The following is a 21450-nucleotide window of genomic DNA, read 5'->3' as shown; positions in this document are numbered from 1 at the left end:
GCTTAGGAAAACTCAAATTCCACGTGGTCACCATCACGGATCACCGCGCTGGTTGCGCCGTTTTCCAGGTTCAGCTCGACAACGAGCGAGGGCATCTCGCCGGAAGCTCCAGCCTCACCCGAGCCTCCGGCAGCATCGTCCACAAGCGCCGCGTCGGTCGCGGTCACGCGGTAGCGAAGAAAACCATTGCGCAATTCATCAGTCTCCACGCGAGCGGAGTGCAACCATGGGAACCGGCGTCGCACCGCAACGAGCTGCTGGTAAGCGCGGTAGAGGTCCTCACCAAGCGTAGAGAGTTCCTCCGGGCTATCCGGGAACACTGGACGGATCTGGTCGTCACCGCCGATGCGTTCCTCTTTGAGGCCGGTGTAGCCCTGTTCGTCGCCGTAGTAGACCAGCGGCACACCGGCCACGGTAAACAGCACCGTCGCCGCCAGCACGGCCTTGTCGGCCCCTACCTGCGTCGCAATGCGTGAAACATCGTGGTTGCCCACAAACGTCACCGGCACAAAAGACTCCGCGAAGGTGTTATGGCGCTTCAGAGTCCAGTCCAGCTCGAAGAAGTTTTCCTCCTTCAGCGCAGACCAGGTCGCTTTCCACAGCTCGTACTCCGTCACCGAGTCCATGCCGGACACCGACACAATCTCCGCATAGTCACCGTGGATGACCTCGCCGTAGATAAAGGCGTGCGGGTGCTCAGCACGCACTCGCGGCAAAACCTTGTGCCAGAACTGTGGGTCCACTGCGTAGGCCGCATCCAGTCGCCAGCCATCGATCCCCCGCGCCAGCCAGTAATTCATCACGTTGACGACAAAATCAACAGTCGCGTCACTGGTGTGATCGAATTCGACCAAGCTCTCATGGCCCTCAAACACCGGCGCGGTCATGTTGCCATCTGAGTGCGTAAACTCAAAGAGCTGCGCTTCTTCAGAGTCAGGGTTTTCCTTCGCGGTCTTCAGCGCGGGCGCCTCTGACCCGATGTGGTTGAAGACGCCGTCGAAAAGCACTTTGATGCCGCGCTCATGGGCAGCTTCGATGACAGCCTTCATGTCCTCTTCGGTACCCAGGCGCGAGTCAATGCGGTAGTAGTCCTCGGTATCGTAGCCATGGCTAGTCGACTCGAATACTGGAGCCAGCTGCAGGACGTTGAGCCCGAGCTCCTGGACGTACGGAAGCCAGTCAATCAGTTTGCGAATTCGATTGCCCGGCGCGGCGCCTCGATCCTTCTCACGGATGGGCGCTCCCACAAACCCCAGTGGATAGACGTGCCATCCAATCGCCCACTTCGACCACTCAGGTGCGGCAGCGAGCGTCTTATTAGGGGCGTTGGGGGTCGTGGACATTGTCCTATGCATCCTCTCTAGGTGCCTGAGGCTGATTGGAATTATCTGATGCCGCCGCCTCAGGACTCGGTGAGGTCTCCCCCGCCGATTCGCTTGACGACGCCCGCGCCTGGCCCGCATGCGACTGTGGCGTGCCAAGGCCTGCCTTCCGCGGCCGTGGAGGCACGGAACCTGCTGCGGGCATGGTCGGAGATGTGGCAGGGCGCTCCGGCGGATGATTCTTCGACGGGTTCAGTGCGTCGAGCGCGATTTGGATTTCCGTGCGCATGCCATTGACCATGGCTCTCTCCACAATTTTAAACTTGGAATTGTGGAGAAAGAAGGGATTACCCGCTTCCGGGCCACCGGTGCCGAGGAACATGTAACAGCCCGGCGCTTCACGAGAAAAATAGGAGAAGTCATCCGAAGGAGCCCACGGATCGGCGGCGAACACCTTGGAGTTGCCAACTGCCTTCGTCGCCGCATGCCAGGCACGATTGACTGCAATGTCGGCGTTGACCACCATCGGGTACGGAATCTGCCAGTCGAAAGTCGCCTGTGCGCCGTGAGCTTGGCAGACGCCGTTGACGACGGCCTCGATACGCTGGCAGACAATCTCCCAGTCGGCCTCATCCACCGAGCGGATGGACACTTCCAGGTTGGCCGTATCCGGGATCACATTGCCGGCCTCACCTGAATGCAGTGAGCCGACGTTGACGATATTCATGTGCTTCGGATCCACATCGCGGGAGACAATCGTGTTCAGCATGAGAGTCACCTCGCTGGCGATGAGCACCGGGTCAATCGACAGCTGCGGGTTCGAGGAGTGTCCGCCACGGCCACGAATTGCGATGGAGACGATGCCCGACATGGTTGTCACTCGCCCAGCGCAGATCCCCACATGCCCCACCGGATGCGGCGCGACGTGGAAGGCGTAGACCTCATCCAAGTCATCGGCGGCACCCTTGTCGACCAGCTCACGAGCACCGCCCGGCAGCATTTCTTCGGCGTGCTGGAAGATGCACAGCACCTTGCCGTGCAGCTGATCGCGCATTCCAGAGAGCACCTTCGCCGTGCCCAGCAGCATCGCCGTGTGCACATCATGACCACAGGCGTGCATCACACCCGGCGTGCGCGAGGCGTACGGCAGTCCCGTTTCCTCCTGAATCGGCAGGGCGTCAATATCCGCGCGGTAGCCGATCACACGACCAGTGCTGGGGTCGCCCGCTGTGCCCTCGATGACACCAATTACGGACGTCGGAGTCAACCGGTACGTCGGGATGTCCCATTGATTGAGCAGATCCTCAATCATGTCCGAGGTCCTGTACTCCCGGAAGCTCAACTCCGGATTCTGGTGCAGTTGGCGACGCCATGCCACCGCCTCTTCGATAGGTACTTCAAGGCGGTGCGACGGCAGGGTGTCGTTAGCATCAGTCATGGTTCATAGCATGACAGAAAATGGGCTCCACGACGAGCAGCTACGGAAATTCCCTCACCCATTTTCGCTTCACGACGGCCACAGCGCCCCGACATCTCCCCTGCTAGAGGTGACTTAAGCGCTGCACGCGAGCTGCTAGTTTCCGCCACCCCAGAAATCCACGGTGAGTTCGGCCAACCACCATGGATCAATCGTGCCGCACATCTCACGTGCCGAGTGCATGGAAACCATCGCAGCTCCGATATCAATGGTGTCGATACCCAGTCGCGTTGCAGTGATCGGGCCGATAGTGGAGCCGCATGGCTTGTGGTTCGCAGAGACAAAATACTGCACCGGCACTTCCTGGCCAATGCGCTTGGAGGTTTCCGCTGCGATTCGGACAACCTCGGCCTGACCAACCGCCGTGGTGGCGTAGCGCTGGTTGGCATTGATCTTTACCACTGGGCCAGCATTGAGTTCCGGCTGGTGCCCCGGCTCGTGTTCGCCTGCATAGTTCGGGTGCACACCGTGTGCGCCGTCGGCCGAGAGACAGATGGAACCGCGGTAGAGCTGCTGGGTGCGTTCCAGGTCAGCGCCTGTGGCCGCTGCGATGCGGGACAGAACGTCGGCAAGCAGTGGCCCTGCAGCGCCCGTAGTGGAGGCGGACCCGACTTCCTCATGATCGAAAGCGACCATGACGGGGATGGTGGTTGACGTGCTCCAGTTTTGGCGGAGCAAGGTCTCGAAGGCGACCAGGGAGGAGTGGACGCTGAGCAGGTTGTCGAGTCGGCCAGAAGCCAGGAACTCATCGTGAGCACCGAAGGTGCGCGGCTGCTGAGTGTCGAAGGAAATGAGGTCCCAGGCGACGATGTCGTCGATAGACAGTCCCGCAGCATTAGCGATGATCTGGTGCACATCGGTGCCGAAGGTATCCAGTCCGATGATTGGTGCAGTGTGATTCTGCCTGTGGAGCTTCAACCCCTCTTCGTTAACCGCACGATTGAGGTGGATAGCCAACTGCGGGATACGCGCGACCGGACCGGTGCGAGCAAGGTGCTCATTGCCGCTTTTATCAATTACCCGACCAGCGAACTCGATTTCACGGTCGGTCCAGCTTCCCAACAACGCGCCGCCATAGACCTCTACAGCGACCTGCGCATAGCCTGCGGCGGAGGTGCGCGCGTTGGGCTTCACACGAAAACCGGGCGAATCCGTGTGGGAACCCACAATACGGAAACCGGTGAAATCGGCAGCCGGTGTCTCCGGGACAATCCAGGCAACGGCAGCGCCATCTCGACGCAGGACGTAGGCACCGGGTTCACTTGGCCACTGCTCGTGCTCGTCGACGACCGTGGCACCGGCTGCACTCAGACGGTCAACGACCTGTTGTGCCGCATGAAATGAGCTTGGCGACGCAGCCACAAAATCAATTAAATCCTCAACGTGACTGAGCGCTGCCGCCGGAACTCTGCGCGATGCCGCTTCCGAGGTATCCGCCGAATCCGGGGACTCAGGGGTGGGTGCCGAAGAAATAGCCATAACCAAACTCCTACTTCACATTTGATTCCGGATTTCATTGTATTGGAGCCCACAACTGACCGTGACCGAGCATTGAGCCGGTCCACAGTGTGATGCAGCTTTCATGTTGGGAACGGTATCCACTTAGTCACTTTTGCCCGTTTTAACTCGATATCGGGCATATTCAGACATATAGTGGCAACCGCATCAAAGAAAACCATTTGAATACAGAACCTCTCAAACCGGAGTCCCGACCGGATTCCGACCACAGAAAGGGTTTATACCGTGAGCCTTGAAAACCTGTTCCCCCGCTCTTTCACTACCAAGCGCGCCTTTTTCTCTCAGCCGCTGCGCGAGGCTCTTACCCGCGACACCAGCAGTGACGCTAACGCAGTCCACTTCGGACACCAGGTTAAGAGCGCCCGAAACGAGATCTACAGCGACATGTCCGCCCGTGACATCGTCTCTATGCTGAGCCGCTAAATCTAGCGCTTCCTCAAGTCGAATAAGACCATTGGCTCTGGCTGAGGAAATTTCAACGTCTCCGCGGCAGCTAATTCACTGCCAAAACCAGCTCCAACCTCGCCTGCATCACCATCGCCGTACCGATGTACCGCAAATGCGTGGCAGCCACCAACAACTAGCATCAATGCCAGCGTCAAGAGCATCGCAGTAATCCCCGAGTACACAAATCCGCCGGTATACGGCGTAGCAGCAATCGGGTTTGTCACAGGGAACGTCAGCAGGACCACTAGCAACGCAATACCGATATACGGCCACTGTCTGGTCAATCGGGTCCGCGCCATGGCGGCCAAACCGAACACAGACGTGACCAGCATCAACATGTAGTGGGTCCAAAGAATCGATGAGAATGTGGCTGCAATAAGCCACGCGCCCGTGATCAGAAATTCGAACCGGTAGACCGGGTTCAACCACGCAACTGCCGTGACCATCAACACCACGCCAAGCGCAATACACAGTGGAATCGTTTTCACGTGACTCGGATAATCACGAACCACTGTTACTAATAAATCAGGATTGCCTAGGTCTGTGGCTAAAGTCGACGCCAACGACTGATTCGCACCACCGACCAAGACCGACGCACCAATGTCGTCGATTCGGTCAATCCAGTCCGAAATAACCGGCATGTCAATGCGGATAAGCATCCAGATCGCCAGTACCGCCGTGGTGGCCAGCGACCAAAAGGCTGCGCGCCGTCGATAAGCGAAAAAGAGCATCACGGCGATGAGCGCATACGGAGTCAATTTAATGGATGCGACGATGCCGAGGACGATGCCCGCGAGCCAAGGACGAGTGCGCGAGGCGGCAAGCCCATAGGCGACGCCCGCGACAATCAGCGGTGTCGTCTGACCAATCCAGAACGAATTAAGAGTGGTCGGCAGGGCGAATACGCATGCGGTAACCAGCGCTGCGATACCCCAGGGCATGGTCGACCGAAACCACAGGTGGTAGGAAGCGGCGACCAGGACCACGACGGCCATTCCGGAAAGAAACAGCAACCAAGCAACCGAGGTTTCAAAGCTCATGACGTGGGATATCGCTCCCAGAGCCTTTGCGAACAAAGGGTTTTGCACAAAGGGATGCGTAAATGGCGCAGACACTTCCTGCGCCAGGCGTGGCCAGACCTCTCCGCTCATGGCGGTGAAATCAATTGGATCGGCATCATAGAGATGGGACTCAAGTCCCCTGTCCATCAGTAGCCCGCCCACCCAGAGCGACGCCCAATCGTCCGGCTGGGTGCGGCCATTCCAGGCCAGCAGCGAGGCAAGACCACCGAGCAGCGAGACCAGCATAAGAGGCCAGCTCATCACAGGCGATTGCGTCAGCGCAGGGGCCTGATTGGGTTTGCGAACCCATATTTTTCGCGAGGCCCGCGACGGAGACTCCGCAACAGCACGTTGCGACTCCGCAACCTGTGACGATGCCCCATCCTGTGACACCGGTCCTTCTGCCCGACTATGCCGTCCCACGTTCCTCCTCATCGCTGGTAAGCGCCTCTATCTAATGTAGTGATTCCAATACGGCAGTGGTTACAACCCCACAAGAACCCGCAAGGTATGACGGCTTACTTTGAACGAAGTGCCAGGTGGACAACAATTGGCGGCCATGATGGCCGGAGGGACTACCGGAACTGCGAGATAGTGCCGATGGTCGTGATCAGCTGATCGCCATCACTGTTGACAACAGCGGCTATGGGCATACGCTCCATCTCATCCGGACCGACATCGTAGCCCTGCGAGACCTCCGCCGTAATAATCTTTCCAGTCGGGCCGTCCTCAATGCGCGGATTACGAACGACCACATGAACCAGACTGAACTTCGCGGTGAAGTGAACTTCTCCGCGGTAGCTCTCCCCTTCGGCATCGCTGTTGTTATTGTCGCGGGTGAATGAGACAACACCGTCCTCAGGCTCTAGAGCACCGTTCTTAGCAGTGACTCCGCCACCCAGTGCGCCGAATACCTTCTCCAGCGCAGATACAGAAATTACTAAATCCTCGCTGGAGGGAGCCGGGGCATTCTTGCCCGGAGCATCCGAATAATTCAACGGAATATAGATTTCCTCGGCCTCATTAATAGAGCCGGCTGCCGGGTAGACGTAAATACCCCAGTTTTCACCAGCTGGGGTCTCTGGCGGGTCAACAACAATGCGGGCTTCAAAACTGCCGTCATCTGTCATCGGGGTAGCCTGACGAGCGATAGAACGCCGCATATCGACGCCCTGGTTCGGTATCGCCTCGAGAGTTCCAGCCGGCGTGACCCAGGCAATGTTGTCGTGCGGATGTTTCCGCGACGAGGACGGAGCACCTTCACTCGGCTTCCACGAGTCCGGGAACGCACTGTAGAGAACGTAAACACCATTGGGCACACCCGGAGGAATTGGAAGCGGGTAACCACCACGGTTGGCCGACGGATTGAAACCACTACCGCGAACAATAAGAACATCGCCGCGATGAACCGTGGCACCTTCAGCTGGTGTGCCGTCTTCAAAAGTGACAGTAACTTCCGGGGATTCGACATACTGCGAATCCTGCGGCTGGAAGTTCTCCGCTGGATTAATCACATTGGGAAAATTGTCCGGCACGATTGGCTTCGCGGTGTCAGCCATTGCCGGGGACGCAAACGCCGAAAGAACCATGGCGCCGGACAGCGAAACCGCAGTAGCAGCTCTGCGCGCACTTCGCTCCACCGGTCGACGCACGCCTTCTCCAACCGTGGATGATTCAGAGCTGAATGAACGGCGAGTGTTGCGAGTGTTGCGAGCACCTGCGAGATGGCGGTGGGAATTATCGAAAGTCAGGAACCTCAGACTGTGCATACAAGCAATGTACACCCCGCACATTAGGCTTCCCTAACCTATTTATTAAGGTGTGCCTTACCCACCCCCGTTTGAGACTCAACACTGAGGCCGACAGAAATAGGTCAAACCAAAAGAAAACCGCGGCCAAGCCCAATAGAGCTCGACCGCGGCTTACTTCAGCAGCTTCTGAGACAATCAACTACTCCGCGGTAATCGGCAGGTAGACGCGGCTGCCCTGATCAGCGAACTCCTGAGACTTCTCAGCCATGCCGGCCTCGATCGCTTCAACGGAGTCCAGGCCGTGTTCCTTCGCGTAGTCCTGTACATCCTTGGAAATACGCATGGAGCAGAACTTCGGACCACACATGGAACAGAAATGCGCGGTCTTTGCCGGCTCTGCAGGCAGGGTCTCATCGTGGTAATCCAGCGCAGTGTCCGGATCCAGTGCCAGTGCAAACTGGTCATGCCAACGGAACTCGAAGCGGGCCTTCGACAGCGCGTCGTCACGCTCCTGAGCGCGCGGCAGGCCCTTTGCCAGGTCAGCGGCGTGCGCGGAAATCTTGTAAGTAATCACGCCAACCTTGACGTCGTCGCGGTTCGGCAGCCCCAGGTGCTCCTTCGGCGTGACGTAGCAGAGCATGGCGGTGCCCGCCTGCGCAATGATTGCCGCACCGATAGCCGACGTGATGTGGTCATAGCCCGGCGCGATATCGGTTGCCAGCGGGCCGAGGGTGTAGAACGGAGCTTCCTCACACCACTCCTCTTCCCACTTCACGTTGTCGGCGATCTTGTGCATCGGAACGTGGCCCGGGCCTTCAATCATGACCTGACAGCCGCGGGACTTAGCAATCCTGGTCAGCTCACCGAGAGTGCGCAGCTCAGCCAGCTGAGCCTCATCGTTAGCATCGGCAATGGAGCCCGGACGCAGGCCATCACCGAGGGAGAACGTGACATCGTACTGCGCCAGAATGTCGCACAGCTCAGCGAAGCGGGTGTAGAGGAAGCTCTCCTGGTGATGCGCGAGGCACCATGCGGCCATGATTGAGCCACCGCGGGAAACAATGCCTGTCACGCGGTTGGCGGCCAGAGGCACATAGCGCAGCAGCACACCCGCGTGAACGGTCATGTAGTCCACGCCCTGTTCACACTGCTCAATGATGGTTTCGCGGTAGATTTCCCAGGTCAGCTTGGCCGGGTCACCCTTGACCTTCTCCAGCGCCTGGTAAATCGGCACCGTACCAACCGGCACCGGGGAGTTACGCAGAATCCACTCACGGGTTTCGTGAATGTCCTTACCAGTGGACAGGTCCATGATCGTGTCCGCGCCCCAACGGGTTGCCCACACCATCTTCTCCACCTCTTCAGAGATGGACGAAGTCACGGCCGAGTTGCCGATATTTGCGTTGATCTTGGTGGCAAAACGCTTGCCGATAATCATCGGCTCAGTCTCCGGGTGCTTGTGGTTCGCCGGAATCACGGCACGACCCGCAGCGACCTCTTCGCGCACAACTTCCGGATCCACATCTTCACGAGCAGCAATGAAAGCCATCTCCGGAGTGACAATTCCCGCGCGCGCCCAAGCCAGCTGGGTCTTGACCTTCGGAGCCTCCTCAGAACCCGCAACCGCTGGCACCGCCGGAGCCTTCGGCCACGAGTCACGAGTCTTAGCCAAACCCTCCTTCAGGTTCAGCTCCGGGTTTTCCTCGGTGTAGATGCCCGAGGTGTCGTACGCATCGAAGTGAGTACCGTCCGTCAGATTGATCCGACGAACTGGAATCCGCAGGTTCGCCTTACCGAAATCGTTGCTGAACGCAACCTCGTCGTAATGCTTGTTGCTGCGGTAAATCGGGCCAGTTGTAACCTCGCCCTCTTTCGGCGGAGCGGATACAGATACACGTGCGGCCATGAAGCAACACATCCCTTTCCTACGCTGGTATTACCCAGATTCAGGTTCGTCCGGTCGACGCTCGATCCCTAGCGTCCTCTCAGTGCCGGAATTTCGGTTGGCACTCCCGTGGTTTTGTAATGCGCCTCATAGTCTAACCAATCGTTCGGATTACTTCGGTCATTACACCCACGTTTGCCGCCAACGCTTAACGACGGCACGGAGAACACACTCTAAAGACGCAGGTTGTGGCCATGCAGAGGCGTTGTTTTGCGCGGCGACCGCGTTGTCCACACCCCTAAAAAGTTATCCACAGTCGGTCTATTTTTTCGGCTTCTCAGCAAGCGCAATTGTGAACGCAGTGTTATATCTTTCTCACACAAATTCTTTGGGGAGGGAAAATTGAAAAAGGCGACTACTGCCGCCCTACTGTCAGCACTTCTATGGGGAACAACGGGGACTAGTTGCGCATCGACTACGACATCCGGCAAGGATGTTCAACCTGTCGGCGACAATGCGACAACCATCACTACTGACTCGGGCGTGACGTTACCTGCGGGTGTGCTTCCACCCAACAATCCGCCGGAGCCCGGTGATGCTCCGCTTGGCCCTGATGGGCACTACAACTACGACGCACCCGAATTCGTCCTGACCAATCCGTGTGACGACCCTGAGATTATGGGGCGCTTAGACAGGCTGGGGTTCCGGGAGCAGACGTACATGGAGGGCCGAATCGAAGGCAATAAACAGATCGGCTGCGTTATCGAATCCGACGCTTCCGGCCTGCTGAGCATCTGGCATGCTGCGGTCGCTCATTCACAACTCGAACGCTACAGTGCCGAGCCTTTGGCTCATCACGAAGGGATTTTCAATTGGGTGACATTCACTCAAACAGAACCGCTAGGAAGTTCCGCCTGTATTGCTTCTGTCGAAACAGAGCAAGGGGCCCTCGGATTCGTTATCGACACAACCGGACAAGATAGCCCTGACCCACAGCACCAACTGTGTGCTCCCGTAAATAAGCTGTTAATTGATTACTTGGGGGAAGAATCATGATGCATGCCGTAATTCCAACAATCGACTCTGCAATCCAGAAGTTCACTATTACGAATGTTCTGGCAAGCGGTTCCAGATTTATGCAGCCCAACTTGGCCGGCTACTCACAGGTTCCGTCACTCCAGCTGGTGGCGACAGAACACAGTCTCGCAATTTCCGGCAGTACGGGAAGCTCTGCCGCCGTCGGATTGTCTCTGGGCAAGCAGCTCACGTGGGCGCAAACGAATCTCGCTGACTTCCGTCGCGTCATCACTGAGCACGAATCCACCATGAATCGGATCCTTCGAAGCATTAACCCATTCAATGGTGACGGTGCTTCCATTGCTGAAGTAGCGCGAACAAGCGGGGTATTTCAGCGTCGGCCAATGTTTGAAGCTGGAAGTCTCGCTTTCGCGCCAGTCACACTTTCTGCGGAACTCGGTCTCGATGCGAAGTCTCTACTATCCATGTTTTCCTCGACAAACGACGGTGCCGTAGCCGAGGCAATCGCCTACTGGAACAACTTCGCCGAAACTATGACCACGTTGGCCAGCAATCTAACCTCCATCTCATCCGGCTTGGTGTCGAGCAACAGCGGTGCTGTTTTCTCTGCTGCTGACTCAACAATGAAAGGTCTGGCCGCACGCGCAACCAGCATCGCCGCCGCATCTGAGGTCATGGCCGGACACCTTGCCGTTTTGCCGTCCGTGAAGGCGATGGCTGTCAACGCGCTATCGGCGATTGAGGCCGAGTCCAAGGCACTCCCCAACCCTGGCGCGCAGAAAGCTTTTGAACAGGCCGAGGTAGCTGCCTTTCTCTCTGGTCCGTATACCGCACAGCTACAGACCGCTATTCCTCGAATTCCTAACCTGGTTTCTGCCGATGCGGGAAGTGGTGTGACTGCCGAGGTTTCCGTTGGGGCCACAGTCGCCGGGCGTTCTGGAACTAGTCAGTTCGGTCTTTCGCCTGCGGGGATGACTGGAAGCGTGCAGGCCGCCAGCGCACCAGTTGGCGCCACCTCGACTGTTCCGGATTCTCCAACACCACAATCCATAGCCGCGAGTGCTCCCGCTCCTTCGCAGGTTCAACCGAGCACTTCGACTTTGTCGAGCCCAACAAATCCGTCTGCTACCCCTGTGCACCCCGCATCACCTAGCAGCCCAACGAGCTCCACGATCTCGCCAACTTCCCGGACCGGTACATCATCCATGGCTCAACCAAACGCGGCGAATCCAGCCATGGTCGCTCCTTCGGGAGCGAGCGCACCACTTCAACGCACTTCACCGCAAGCATCTTCACCTTACGGAGTTCACGGTAACCGACCGGCTGGCTCCCTCGGTGCAGGACGCACTGCGGGGCTCACACCAGCGGGCAATATCCCGGCACTGCCGTCTTCTGGAAACGCAAGCCCCCGTCCACCGGCCTCGGGACTTCCGACTTCAAGTCTTGGACGTATGCCAGCGCCAACAGCGGGTCGCGGGATGGGAACCGGCTTGGGTGCCGGGGTCGCTGGGTCCGCCTTGCCAAATGCCTCGAACAGCCCTGCACAGCGCGGAGGTGGATTGATGACTTCCCTAATCAGTGCTCGCAACAGTGCTATTACCGGAGCTACGGGTGCTGCTGGCGGAATCGCGGGTACCGCTGCTGGAAACCGTGGTGCAGGGACTTTCGCGGCCACCACTGCGGGCAACCGTGGCGGACTGCTCCAAAAGGACTCCGCACCGTCGGCACGCAAACTGACAAATGTGGCCACCATCAGGGATAACGATGCCGGCGCTTTCGAGCAGAACGAATACCAGAAGGAGCTTTTCGGGGATGCGCCAATCACTATCCCGGCGGTGATAGGCCACAACGTCCGAGCGTAAAGTCACCGCGTCCAAGCTGATCCTTACCCGCTCGGGCGCCACGGGGGGGATCGAACGGTGTCCGTGAATTCGTACCGCAACAACGCCTTCAACTTAGACACTTTCTCACCGGCCCTTTGGGCGGGATTGGCGTACTTTTGTTGAAGTTCTAGGCCTAAATCGTCGCTCTCCAGAAGTTGTAACTAAACCGAACGTTCGTTACAGTTACTGGAATGACAAGTACCGACCACGCCGCTTCCACGAGGGCTAATCCGTCCACTCCAGTCACCCACAGGTGGGTCTTCCTCGCTATCATCAGCGCCGGCCTACTACTCATCGGCATAGATAACTCGGTGCTCTACACTGCCCTGCCAGTTTTGCGCGAGCAGCTCCACACAACCGAGTTGGAGGGCCTGTGGATGATCAACGCCTACCCACTGGTGATCTCCGCACTCCTCCTCGGCACAGGCACTCTGGGCGACCGCATCGGTCACCGCAAGATGTTTCTTGTGGGCCTGACAATCTTTGGATTCTCTTCCCTGGCCGCGGCCTTTGCGCCGCACGCCTGGGCGCTGGTCATCGCCCGCGGCTGTCTAGGACTGGGCGCCGCGACCATGATGCCGGCCACCCTCGCACTGCTACGTGAGACCTTCCACCACCCTCGTGAACTTGCCACGGCTATTGGCATTTGGTCAGCCACAGCAACACTGGGCGCCGCCGCTGGCCCCGTCGTCGGCGGTTTCCTGTTGGAGCACTTTTGGTGGGGATCAATCTTCCTTATCAACATCCCTGTGGTAGTTTTCGCAATCATTGGCACGCTGATTTTCGCTCCACCGAATCAGCCCAACCCAGCCAAACGCTGGGACTTTCTCACTAGCCTCTACGCGATGCTGGCCATGCTGGGTCTGGTTTCGCTCATCAAGGAACTCGCTGGTCATCGCTCCTCCACCGTCATCGTCGCAGCTATCGCCTGTGGGCTAGTGGGCGCGGTACTGTTTCAGCGTCGTCAGGCACGTCTTTCCGAACCCCTCATCGACTTTTCGGTCTTCCGTTCGCCGATGTTTTCCGGTGGCGTGCTGGCAGCAGCGCTTGCCATGTTTGTCCTGGCAGGCGCCGAATTGATGACGACGCAGCGCTTCCAGATTTCCGTCGGATACACACCACTCGATGCGGGCTTGCTAGTTGCCACCGCGGCACTGGCATCCTTGCCAGTTGGTGTCATCGGCGGCATGGTGCTGCATCGAGTGGGTTTCCGCACGCTCATCACCGGCGGCTTCTTCCTCAACGCCGTCGGACTGGCAGGCATGTACTACGGCGTTTCTTCGGGCAATTTCCCGCTCATGATCGCGGGATTGATACTGCTCGGCGCGGGCGCGGGTTCTGTGATGTCGGTGTCGTCGACCGCGATTATCGGCTCAGCCCCGAGGTCAAAGGCCGGGATGGCGGCGGCGATGGAATCCGTGTCCTACGAATTTGGCACACTGATCACCGTCGCAATCACAGGCAGCCTCCTGCCCATGTTCTACGCCCTGTTCACGCCTGTCGACGCCAGCATCTCGCTCACCGATGCGCTTCACACGCCAGCGCTTAACGACGGCGCCCGCGCAGGCCTCGACAGTTCCTACCTGGCCATTTTGATTATCCTGGCTGTCGTTGCTGTCATTGCAGCGATTGCGACTGCGGTGACATTCCGCGGCAACCCGAAGGAGACTGAATATGCGCACGAGTAAGCGCACTGCCATCCTCGACACAATCGTTGAGATTATCGAGACAAGCGGTTTTTCCGAGGTCACCTACGAAAATGTCGCAACTCAATGCGGAATGAGTAAATCAGGGTTGATTTACCACTTCCCCTCCCGCGAAGACATGATTCGCAGCGTCCATGAGCACATGGCGCAGTTATGGGAGGAGGAGCTTATCGAAGCTGCAGGTGGGCCGGCAGAGGAGGTATCCCCCGCCAACCGCTTACGCGCAAACCTCCAGGTCTCGCTGGATACGGCAACGAGGGCTGAGCTACTCATGTCCATCGACTCTGCCGCCGACCCGGGGCTGCGCGAGATTTGGACACGTCTTTTGCGCCGGTGGAATCCGCCAGTAGAACGGATTGCCACCGACGAGGATGCCTGCATGGCCTACGTTGTCCAAATGATTTCCGATGGACTCTGGGCCAACGACTATCTCAACGGCAATCAGCTCACAAAAGCGCAGCGCAAAGCAATCGCCGAAGCTGCGGCAAAGCTGATTCCAGAGTCGATGGAGTAGCCAGCTCTAAACGCCCTTGCGCTGAACGTCCTTGAGCTCGGAGTCACTGGCCAGGCCGTAGTTAGCACCCTCATAGACGGCCTTTGCTCGACTCGTTCCGTCGAGCACATACTCGCTAAAGGACAACACCATCGAGCCGAGCACATTCTTGGACGGATCATCCAGGTAGGTGCCGTGGTAGGAACCGGTGACTACCGCTTCCCAGGCAGGCCCTGCAGCATCGCGGTAACCACGTCGATCGGCATCAAAAGGAACGATGTCCTCGTGCTCAGCAATGGCCACCAGGCTCGGAATCTCCGGCGGGGTGGAGATCAGCCCAGCGTCGGAAGGCCCTGGGTTGATGGCGACCAGACCGCGGGTGACCATATCGATACCCGCAGACTGGAAGGCCTTATCCATCCTGTTGTTCAGGAAGATTGCGGAGCCACCACCTGCAGAGTGCCCGACCAGCATCGTGCGGGAGAAATCAATCTTGCCTGCAAGCGGCGTAGACTCGTCCCCGTTGGCAGCTGCAGCCACAGATGCTGCCAGCACCATCTGCGGCGCGAACCAGTTGGTGAAATTGTAGCCAAGAGCCACGACATATCCATGGCTTGCGTAGAGTCGCGCATGCGCGTCGTACATACCTGGCTCAGTACCAATACCAGGGCTTAGAACAATCAGCGGCGCAGACTCCATGGAATCAATATCTGCCGGATAGATAAGCTGCGCGCCAACCGGGGAGCCATTGGCTGATTCTGGCAATACGTCGTAGCAGCTGGTGTCGTCGTGGACACCGTGGAGGTCCCGCAGTACGCGGTTGTAGATGGTGTAGATGACACCATCACATGGCAGTGCTTCGCGGGTTGCGGCAACTGGATGGGAGCCCATCGCTCCGAACTCCTTGCGCAGCTGCCCTGCCTCTGGGGCGAACGGCTCGGTGATATGGCCGCTTTCACCACCGGAGATGACGCGATTCACGCCACCCATGACATCCACCAGACCACCGCCAATTTTGTCCACGGTTTCCGAGTTCTGATAGTCAATAGCGCTTTCACGTGCAGTGATGTCCGGTAGCTGCCCAATGCCCGGCGCTGCCTGTGCTGGCACTTGCCCGCCGAGAACTACGCCGGCTGCGAGCGAGAGAGCAACCGCCTTCGAGAACGTACGCCCCCGCCCTCGGCGGGATGCCGACACGGTTTTTCCGGCGGCACTTAGTGAACCAATCATCGTTTTCCTTAACCCTTGCCAAAAACCTTGGAATACAAATCTACCTAATGCGTAAAGACGTACGTAAAGGCAGAAAGAACCTCCCCCATATTTCACCCCTCAAGCAATCATCCAGAGCACTGTAAATGTTAACTCTCGCCCAAAATTAACACCTCCACCCCCATTTCCTACCCCCTTTCCAAGGTTGCGCAAATTCAGAAAACCCACCTCACCACCGTTACCCACATATTTTTATTACCTTTTTCCACAAACACCTCCGCCGCGTTCCCACCAGCGCATACCTTATTGACACCAAGGAGAAAGCGGTCATGCCCACACTCCCTGTTAACCAACAACCAGGTGCGCATGGTCCTTAATGAAACCCCGAACAGAAAAGAACTCCCACAATGAGAATCGGCATCCCTTTAGAACCCGATCCCCAGCAAACAATTGTGGCTGCGACCCCGGAGACCGTCGGCAAGCTTGTCAAGCTTGGCTACGACGTCGCCGTGCAGGCTGACGCCGGTCTGGCCGCAAAGTTCACCAACGCGGACTACGAATCCGCCGGTGCCACCATTGTCGACGAGTCTGTCTGGCACAGCGATATCGTCGTAACGCTCGACACTCCACCGGAACAGTTCCGTGCACTGCTTAACGACGGTGCCATGCTGATTAGCCACCTTGCGCCAGGCCGTAACGAAGAACTGGTCGAAGAGCTCGCGCAGCGCAACATCACTGCCCTTGCCATGGACGCGGTTCCCCGTATCTCCAGGGCACAGTCGATGGATGTGCTGTCGTCGATGGCCAACATCGGCGGCTACCGCGCAGTAGTCGAAGCGGCTTCTGCGTATGGTCGCCTTTTCACAGGTCAGGTGACTGCCGCAGGAAAGATGCCGCCAGCTACCGTCTACGTCATCGGCGCTGGTGTCGGCGGCCTTGCGGCGATTGGTACGGCCAACTCGATGGGCGCGATTGTCAAGGCAACGGACCTGCGCCCTGAAGCCGGTGAACAGGTCGAATCGATGGGTGCAGAGTTCATCCCGATTCCGGCCGCCACGGAGAAGTCCGAAGATGGCTACGCCAAGGAAATGACCAACGATCAGGCTGCCGCTGCCGCGAAGCTCTACTCCGAGCAGTCCGCCCAGGCTGACATTGTCATTACCACCGCGAACATCCCGGGCCGTCGCTCTCCACTGCTGCTGACTGCTGCCGATGTTGCAGCTATGAAGCCGGGCAGCGTCATCGTCGACATGGCTGCCGCCGGTGGCGGTAACTGCGAGATGACAGTTCCAGGCAAGACCATTGTCACTGACAACGGTGTGACCATCATCGGCTACACCGACCTTGCAGGACGTCTGCCCGCGCAGGCATCGTCGCTGTACGGTCAGAACATTTTCAACCTGTTCAAGCTGATTACGCCAGAAAAGGATGGCTCTCCAGTTCTCAACCTCGAGGACGAGATTATCCGTGGCATTACGGTGACAAAGGCTCGCCCACAGAATGGCGGCGGCGCTACCGGAGCTGAGATTCTCTGGCCACCACCGCCAATCAAGGTCGCTGTTACCCCTGCTGCCCCACTGCAGGAGCAGCAGGCTCACCAGGCCGCATTAGAAGAGAATGCGCCAGAGAAGGTCTCTTTCATGGGATCGGGCCTGGGCTCGAAGATTGCTCTGGGCCTGACGGCACTGCTGGCAATTGTGGTTATGCTTAGCGCACCGCACAGCGTAAGCGCCAACTTTATGGTTCTCACCTTGGCTATCGTGCTTGGCTTCTACGTGATCTCCGCGGTCACGCCGCGCCTGCACACACCGCTGATGTCTGAGACTAACGCGATTTCCGGCATTGTTCTGGTGGGTGCGATTCTCCAGGTGGGAAGCTCCAACCTGTTAGTTTCCGGTCTCGCGTTCGCGGCCATCGTGGTCAGCTCCATCAATATCTTCGGCGGTTTCGCCGTCACCGACCGCATGCTTGGCATGTTCGTGAAAGAGGAGGCATAAAGTCTAATGGCTAGCATTGATACCGCTTCGCTTCTGGACTGGACCTACCGCCTGTCCAACGTCGGCTACATTGTCGCCGCTGTCCTGTTCCTCGCTGCCCTCTCGGGCCTGTCCAAGCCGGAGACCGCTCGCCGCGGAAACGCCTTCGGTATTGCCGGCATGGCTGTCGCCGTTGTCATTGCCATCTTTCAGGCACTCGTCACCGCTGACACCAAGCCGGATACTCACTTCTCCCCGCTGATTACCCTGATTCTCATCGCTGTCGCTATCGGCATCGGTGGTGTCATCGGTATCACCCGCGCACGCAGCGTTGCCATGACTGGTATGCCGCAGCTGATTGCACTGTTCAACGGTCTGGTTGGACTCGGCGCTATCTTCATCGGCTTCAACTCGTACATCTTCGCCGAAGATGTTGACACCGATGCCCTGAAGTTCCACTTCGGCGAGGTCTACATCGGCGTCTTCATCGGCGCTGTGACCTTCACTGGTTCCATCGTCGCTGGCCTGAAGCTGTCTGAGAAGATCAAGGGCTCTCCACTGCTGCTGCCGGGCCGCAATGCTCTGAACATTGGCATCCTGGTGGTCACTCTGGTTCTCCTGGCTGTCTTCATCGCAACCGGCACCGAGGGCGATGCCATCGCATGGACATGCATGGTTGCTGTTACTGCTTTGGGCCTGTTCTTGGGCTGGCACCTGGTCATCGCCATCGGTGGCGGCGACATGCCGGTTGTCGTGTCCATCATGAACTCGTACTCCGGTTGGGCAGCTGCTTTCACCGGTCTCATGCTTGGCAACCCGCTGCTCATCATCACCGGTGCGCTGGTTGGCTCCTCCGGCGCCTACCTGTCGTACATCATGTGTGAGGCCATGAACCGCTCCTTTGCCAACGTTATTCTGGGCGGCTTTGGCTCCGAGGCTTCGTCGGGAAGCGCCGTGGAAGGCTCCCACACCGAGGTCAGCCACGAGGACACCTCCGAGATTCTGCGTGATGCCGACAAGATCCTCATCGCTCCGGGTTACGGTATGGCTGTGGCACAGGCTCAGTACGCTGTTGCTGACCTGGTCCGTAATCTGCGTGAGGCCGGCAAGGAAGTGGTCTTCGGTATCCACCCAGTCGCTGGCCGCCTGCCGGGTCACATGAACGTGCTGCTGGCTGAGGCCAAGGTTCCCTACGACATCGTGCTGGAGCTGGACGAGGTCAACGATGACTTCGCCGATGTGGATGTCACCCTGGTCATCGGCGCCAATGACACCGTCAACCCGATGGCAGAGCAGCCGGGCTCCCCTATTGCGGGTATGCCGGTGCTGAAAGTGTGGGAATCTGAGCGCGTGATTGTTCTCAAGCGTTCGATGGGTTCGGGTTATTCGGGCGTGCAGAACCCGTTGTTCTTCAACGAAAACACCGACATGCTTATCGGCGATGCGAAGGCCAGCGTCGACTCCCTGAACCGAATTCTCGCGGATTCGAAGGTCAACGCTTAACCCCGAAGTAAGCAACGCCGTACAAACCGGAGCCTAGGCAATTAGTTCCTAGGCTTCGCCACGGGCTGCATCACGAACCATGGTGATGTGCTCAATGCCGGCTTCCATGAAGGTCTCCCCGACCTCATGGAAGCCGGCTTTTGCGTACACAGCCTTCGCCTGCGTCTGGGCATGCAGAATCAGCCCGGTATCCGGGTGGTCAGCGATGACCTGCTGCAGCAGTTTGGAAGACAACCCCTTACCCCGATTCGCAGCATCGACGACAACGCGGCCGATGGTGCGCGGGTAGCTCGACGAGTACTCATCGAGCGTGTCAATCACACGCAAGTACGCAATTATCTTGCGGGAGTCCTTGCCGTTGCGGATGAAATAGTGCTCTGCGGTATCTTCCAGGTCGCGCCAATCCATTTCCGGCTCCTCACAGGACTGCTCAAGATAGAACACATCGGTGCGCAGTGCCGAGATGGCATACACATCGGTCGTACTGAGTTGGGAAAAGGAGGCGTGTTCAATCATGGTGGCTGATTTTACTGCGAAGAGCCGTGTGACGCTGATAGCTGGCAAACGTAGTGGCGCACCATCGCGCAGGATGACGCCGCAGACCTATGCCGCCCGCACCCGGCGGAATTTTACCTTCGCGCCGGGCACCAATTGTCCAGCTCTCGACAATGACGGCTCCGTCAGCACACCAATGACCGGATATCCACCCGTCGCCGGATGATCAGGACCGAAAATAATCGGCTGCCCCGATGCGGGCACTTGTATCGCACCGGGAACCATTCCCTCGCTTGCCAACTCATGGGTGACCTGGCGCTCAAGAGTAGTCCCACTCAGCCGAAGTCCGACGCGGTTGGCCTCTTGCGTCACGGTCCATGTCTCGTGAAAGAAATCACTGACACTTTCCGACGTAAACCAGTCCGCCCGAGGGCCAGGAACAACATCAAGGCGCACAGCCTCGCTCGACCAATGAGGTGCGGGATAAATTGCGATTGACGACCCCGTCGAATACTCCGGGTCGCCGACCTGCAAGACCTGACCAGCCTGCAAAGGCTCTGGGCCGAGTTTGCCGAGCGTATCGTATGACCGCGAGCCCAGCACTTCCGCGACATCGATGCCCCCTCGAATCGCGACGTACCCGCGAAGACCGGCATCGAAGGTACCAAGCCGCACAATTGCCTTCGCCCCGACCACAATTCGGCTATTCATCGAGGTCTTGATGACCTTGCCATCCTGCTCGACAGTCACCTCACCGTGAGCTCCCGCAAAGGAGATGATTGCTCCCTCCGCTACTTGGAACTCCAACCCGCCGACGACGCACTCAAGCACCGCCAGGCTTTCTTCGTTGACAACCATCCGGTTAGCAGCCGCCGCGGACTCGCGGTCGAACGCACCGGAGGTACTCACGCCCAGGCTGCCTTGCCCTGCACGGCCCAAATCCTGAATCGTCGTCAATATACCGGGTCGAATAATCTCGATAGAATTCTTCATCTCTTCCGCACCCTTTTCTACGCCACACTCACCGTAGAAGTCGCTTCAAATTGCACCTCAGCCCCGGGCTCAAGCAGCGCCGGATTGGGCCGATTTAAGTCCCACATCTCCACATCTGTATGCCCCAAGAGCTGCCAGCCCCCGGGCGAATCGATGGGATACACGCCTGCGAATTGGCCTGCAAGTCCGACAGAGCCCTTGGGAACTCGAGTGCGCGGCGTCGCAAGGCGGGGAATATCAAGCGGCTCTGGCCATCCCTGACCGCTCCCACGCACCATGTAATAAAAGCCCGGTGCGAATCCACCGAACGCGGCCATCCAAGGGCGCTCGCAGTGCCAATCAATTAACGCTTGAGGGCTCATCCCAAGGCGTTGTGCCAAGGGCTCAAGGTCCGCGCCGTCATAGTGAACAGGAATCGTCACTGTCTTTCGCTTGTCGACGGTCTGCCTCTGCGTATTGTTGCCCCGCAGCGCAGTTTCGACTGCGCCAAGGTAACGACGAGCCGGTCCGCGAAAGCGAAGTAGGAGCGTTTGGGCTGCAGGTACCCTGTCAACGAGTCCCTCGATCTCGGCCGCGGCAGAGTGTGCACGAAGTACCTTCGCCAACGGATTGGCCGATGATGAATAGTCGATAAGCAGCGCATTTGTTCCCATAGGGCGAATCTCGGCCATGGCGGTGCTGATCCTTTCTTTC

Annotated in this window: 17 protein-coding genes and 1 riboswitch; of the genes, 7 read left to right on the top strand and 10 right to left on the bottom strand. The window is 58.3% G+C overall.

Annotated elements, in window-relative coordinates; all coding sequences use genetic code 11:
• Positions 1 to 2: 2 nt before the first annotated feature.
• From HMPREF2857_RS08945 to HMPREF2857_RS08935, 3 genes are all read right to left on the bottom strand, one after another.
• The gene (locus HMPREF2857_RS08945; RefSeq protein WP_070643791.1) at positions 3 to 1343 is read right to left on the bottom strand and encodes an alpha-amylase family protein; all 1341 of its coding nucleotides are present in this window, start codon (positions 1341 to 1343) and stop codon (positions 3 to 5) included.
• 4 nt (positions 1344 to 1347) lie between these two features.
• On the bottom strand, positions 1348 to 2760 hold the full coding sequence (locus tag HMPREF2857_RS08940; RefSeq protein WP_048732929.1) for a M20 metallopeptidase family protein: 1413 nt from the start codon (positions 2758 to 2760) through the stop codon (positions 1348 to 1350).
• 135 nt (positions 2761 to 2895) lie between these two features.
• A complete protein-coding gene (locus HMPREF2857_RS08935) occupies positions 2896 to 4278 on the bottom strand; it encodes a M18 family aminopeptidase (protein WP_070643788.1) in 1383 nt (460 codons plus the stop codon).
• Between the two features lie 264 nt (positions 4279 to 4542).
• Between HMPREF2857_RS08935 and HMPREF2857_RS08930 the strand changes: the two genes are divergently transcribed.
• Complete coding sequence (locus HMPREF2857_RS08930) at positions 4543 to 4740, top strand: hypothetical protein (RefSeq protein WP_048732933.1); 198 nt, start codon at positions 4543 to 4545, stop codon at positions 4738 to 4740.
• A 2-nt stretch (positions 4741 to 4742) separates the two neighbouring features.
• Here HMPREF2857_RS08930 and HMPREF2857_RS08925 read toward each other — a convergent pair whose 3' ends face one another.
• The 3 genes from HMPREF2857_RS08925 to thiC form a co-directional block, all read right to left on the bottom strand.
• Positions 4743 to 6086, bottom strand: coding sequence for a glycosyltransferase family 87 protein (locus tag HMPREF2857_RS08925; protein ID WP_246819680.1), 1344 nt, complete (start codon positions 6084 to 6086; stop codon positions 4743 to 4745).
• Positions 6087 to 6400: 314 nt separating this feature from the next.
• Entirely contained in the window at positions 6401 to 7594 is a 1194-nt protein-coding gene (locus tag HMPREF2857_RS08920) for an HtaA domain-containing protein (RefSeq protein WP_246819679.1), read from the bottom strand.
• Positions 7595 to 7775: 181 nt separating this feature from the next.
• A complete protein-coding gene (thiC, locus tag HMPREF2857_RS08915; protein ID WP_070643783.1) occupies positions 7776 to 9482 on the bottom strand; it encodes a phosphomethylpyrimidine synthase ThiC in 1707 nt (568 codons plus the stop codon).
• Positions 9481 to 9602, bottom strand: a riboswitch (TPP riboswitch). Its footprint overlaps the gene before it by 2 nt.
• Positions 9603 to 9863: 261 nt before the next feature.
• Here thiC and HMPREF2857_RS08910 point away from each other — a divergent pair.
• The 4 genes from HMPREF2857_RS08910 (at position 9864) to HMPREF2857_RS08895 (ending at position 14602) form a co-directional block, all read left to right on the top strand.
• Positions 9864 to 10517 carry a hypothetical protein gene (locus HMPREF2857_RS08910; RefSeq protein WP_070643805.1) on the top strand — a complete coding sequence of 218 codons (654 nt, stop codon included), beginning with the start codon at positions 9864 to 9866 and terminating at the stop codon, positions 10515 to 10517.
• Complete coding sequence (locus HMPREF2857_RS08905) at positions 10514 to 12361, top strand: hypothetical protein (RefSeq protein WP_070643781.1); 1848 nt, start codon at positions 10514 to 10516, stop codon at positions 12359 to 12361. The genes HMPREF2857_RS08910 and HMPREF2857_RS08905 overlap by 4 nt, the downstream gene beginning before the upstream one ends.
• A 212-nt stretch (positions 12362 to 12573) precedes the next feature.
• Positions 12574 to 14070 carry an MFS transporter gene (locus HMPREF2857_RS08900; protein ID WP_070643778.1) on the top strand — a complete coding sequence of 499 codons (1497 nt, stop codon included), beginning with the start codon at positions 12574 to 12576 and terminating at the stop codon, positions 14068 to 14070.
• Entirely contained in the window at positions 14057 to 14602 is a 546-nt protein-coding gene (locus tag HMPREF2857_RS08895; protein WP_070643775.1) for a TetR/AcrR family transcriptional regulator, read from the top strand. Before HMPREF2857_RS08900 ends, HMPREF2857_RS08895 begins: the two co-directional genes overlap by 14 nt.
• A 6-nt stretch (positions 14603 to 14608) precedes the next feature.
• On the opposite strand, the gene HMPREF2857_RS08890 is transcribed toward HMPREF2857_RS08895, so the two are convergent.
• Positions 14609 to 15811, bottom strand: a complete 1203-nt coding sequence (locus tag HMPREF2857_RS08890; RefSeq protein ID WP_070643773.1) for an alpha/beta hydrolase — start codon at positions 15809 to 15811, stop codon at positions 14609 to 14611.
• Positions 15812 to 16197: 386 nt separating this feature from the next.
• Here HMPREF2857_RS08890 and HMPREF2857_RS11145 point away from each other — a divergent pair, with 386 nt between their 5' ends.
• Together HMPREF2857_RS11145 and HMPREF2857_RS11140 are read left to right on the top strand one after the other, a co-directional pair.
• Entirely contained in the window at positions 16198 to 17787 is a 1590-nt protein-coding gene (locus tag HMPREF2857_RS11145) for a Re/Si-specific NAD(P)(+) transhydrogenase subunit alpha (RefSeq protein ID WP_070643771.1), read from the top strand.
• Between the two features lie 6 nt (positions 17788 to 17793).
• Positions 17794 to 19269 (top strand): NAD(P)(+) transhydrogenase (Re/Si-specific) subunit beta, encoded by a 1476-nt coding sequence (locus tag HMPREF2857_RS11140; protein ID WP_070643768.1) that lies wholly within the window; start codon positions 17794 to 17796, stop codon positions 19267 to 19269.
• A 48-nt stretch (positions 19270 to 19317) separates the two neighbouring features.
• Here HMPREF2857_RS11140 and HMPREF2857_RS08875 read toward each other — a convergent pair whose 3' ends face one another.
• The 3 genes from HMPREF2857_RS08875 to HMPREF2857_RS08865 all read right to left on the bottom strand — a co-directional run bounded on the left by HMPREF2857_RS08875 (position 19318) and on the right by HMPREF2857_RS08865 (position 21428).
• A complete protein-coding gene (locus HMPREF2857_RS08875; protein WP_070643766.1) occupies positions 19318 to 19785 on the bottom strand; it encodes a GNAT family N-acetyltransferase in 468 nt (155 codons plus the stop codon).
• Positions 19786 to 19872: 87 nt separating this feature from the next.
• Positions 19873 to 20757 (bottom strand): 5-oxoprolinase subunit C family protein, encoded by an 885-nt coding sequence (locus tag HMPREF2857_RS08870; RefSeq protein WP_070643764.1) that lies wholly within the window; start codon positions 20755 to 20757, stop codon positions 19873 to 19875.
• Positions 20758 to 20774: 17 nt separating this feature from the next.
• Entirely contained in the window at positions 20775 to 21428 is a 654-nt protein-coding gene (locus HMPREF2857_RS08865) for a 5-oxoprolinase subunit B family protein (protein WP_070643761.1), read from the bottom strand.
• Positions 21429 to 21450 lie beyond the last annotated feature (22 nt).

Origin of the sequence: Corynebacterium sp. HMSC076C10, assembly GCF_001812455.1 — a bacterium.
GTDB lineage: Bacteria > Actinomycetota > Actinomycetes > Mycobacteriales > Mycobacteriaceae > Corynebacterium > Corynebacterium jeikeium_D.
The sequence above is the reverse complement of the archived record's forward strand: the minus strand, read 5'-3'. Positions and strand labels throughout refer to the sequence as shown.

Coding starts and splice junctions, on each gene's coding strand:
- HMPREF2857_RS08940 (WP_048732929.1), bottom strand. CDS start 2,760: ATGACTGATGCTAACGACACCCTGCCGTCGCACCGCCTTGAAGTACCT.
- HMPREF2857_RS08895 (WP_070643775.1), top strand. CDS start 14,057: ATGCGCACGAGTAAGCGCACTGCCATCCTCGACACAATCGTTGAGATT.
- HMPREF2857_RS11145 (WP_070643771.1), top strand. CDS start 16,198: ATGAGAATCGGCATCCCTTTAGAACCCGATCCCCAGCAAACAATTGTG.
- HMPREF2857_RS08870 (WP_070643764.1), bottom strand. CDS start 20,757: ATGAAGAATTCTATCGAGATTATTCGACCCGGTATATTGACGACGATT.
- HMPREF2857_RS08865 (WP_070643761.1), bottom strand. CDS start 21,428: ATGGCCGAGATTCGCCCTATGGGAACAAATGCGCTGCTTATCGACTAT.
- HMPREF2857_RS08935 (WP_070643788.1), bottom strand. CDS start 4,278: ATGGCTATTTCTTCGGCACCCACCCCTGAGTCCCCGGATTCGGCGGAT.
- HMPREF2857_RS08900 (WP_070643778.1), top strand. CDS start 12,574: ATGACAAGTACCGACCACGCCGCTTCCACGAGGGCTAATCCGTCCACT.
- HMPREF2857_RS08945 (WP_070643791.1), bottom strand. CDS start 1,343: ATGTCCACGACCCCCAACGCCCCTAATAAGACGCTCGCTGCCGCACCT.
- HMPREF2857_RS08905 (WP_070643781.1), top strand. CDS start 10,514: ATGATGCATGCCGTAATTCCAACAATCGACTCTGCAATCCAGAAGTTC.
- HMPREF2857_RS08890 (WP_070643773.1), bottom strand. CDS start 15,811: ATGATTGGTTCACTAAGTGCCGCCGGAAAAACCGTGTCGGCATCCCGC.
- HMPREF2857_RS08920 (WP_246819679.1), bottom strand. CDS start 7,594: ATGCACAGTCTGAGGTTCCTGACTTTCGATAATTCCCACCGCCATCTC.
- HMPREF2857_RS08925 (WP_246819680.1), bottom strand. CDS start 6,086: ATGAGCTGGCCTCTTATGCTGGTCTCGCTGCTCGGTGGTCTTGCCTCG.
- thiC (WP_070643783.1), bottom strand. CDS start 9,482: ATGGCCGCACGTGTATCTGTATCCGCTCCGCCGAAAGAGGGCGAGGTT.
- HMPREF2857_RS11140 (WP_070643768.1), top strand. CDS start 17,794: ATGGCTAGCATTGATACCGCTTCGCTTCTGGACTGGACCTACCGCCTG.
- HMPREF2857_RS08875 (WP_070643766.1), bottom strand. CDS start 19,785: ATGATTGAACACGCCTCCTTTTCCCAACTCAGTACGACCGATGTGTAT.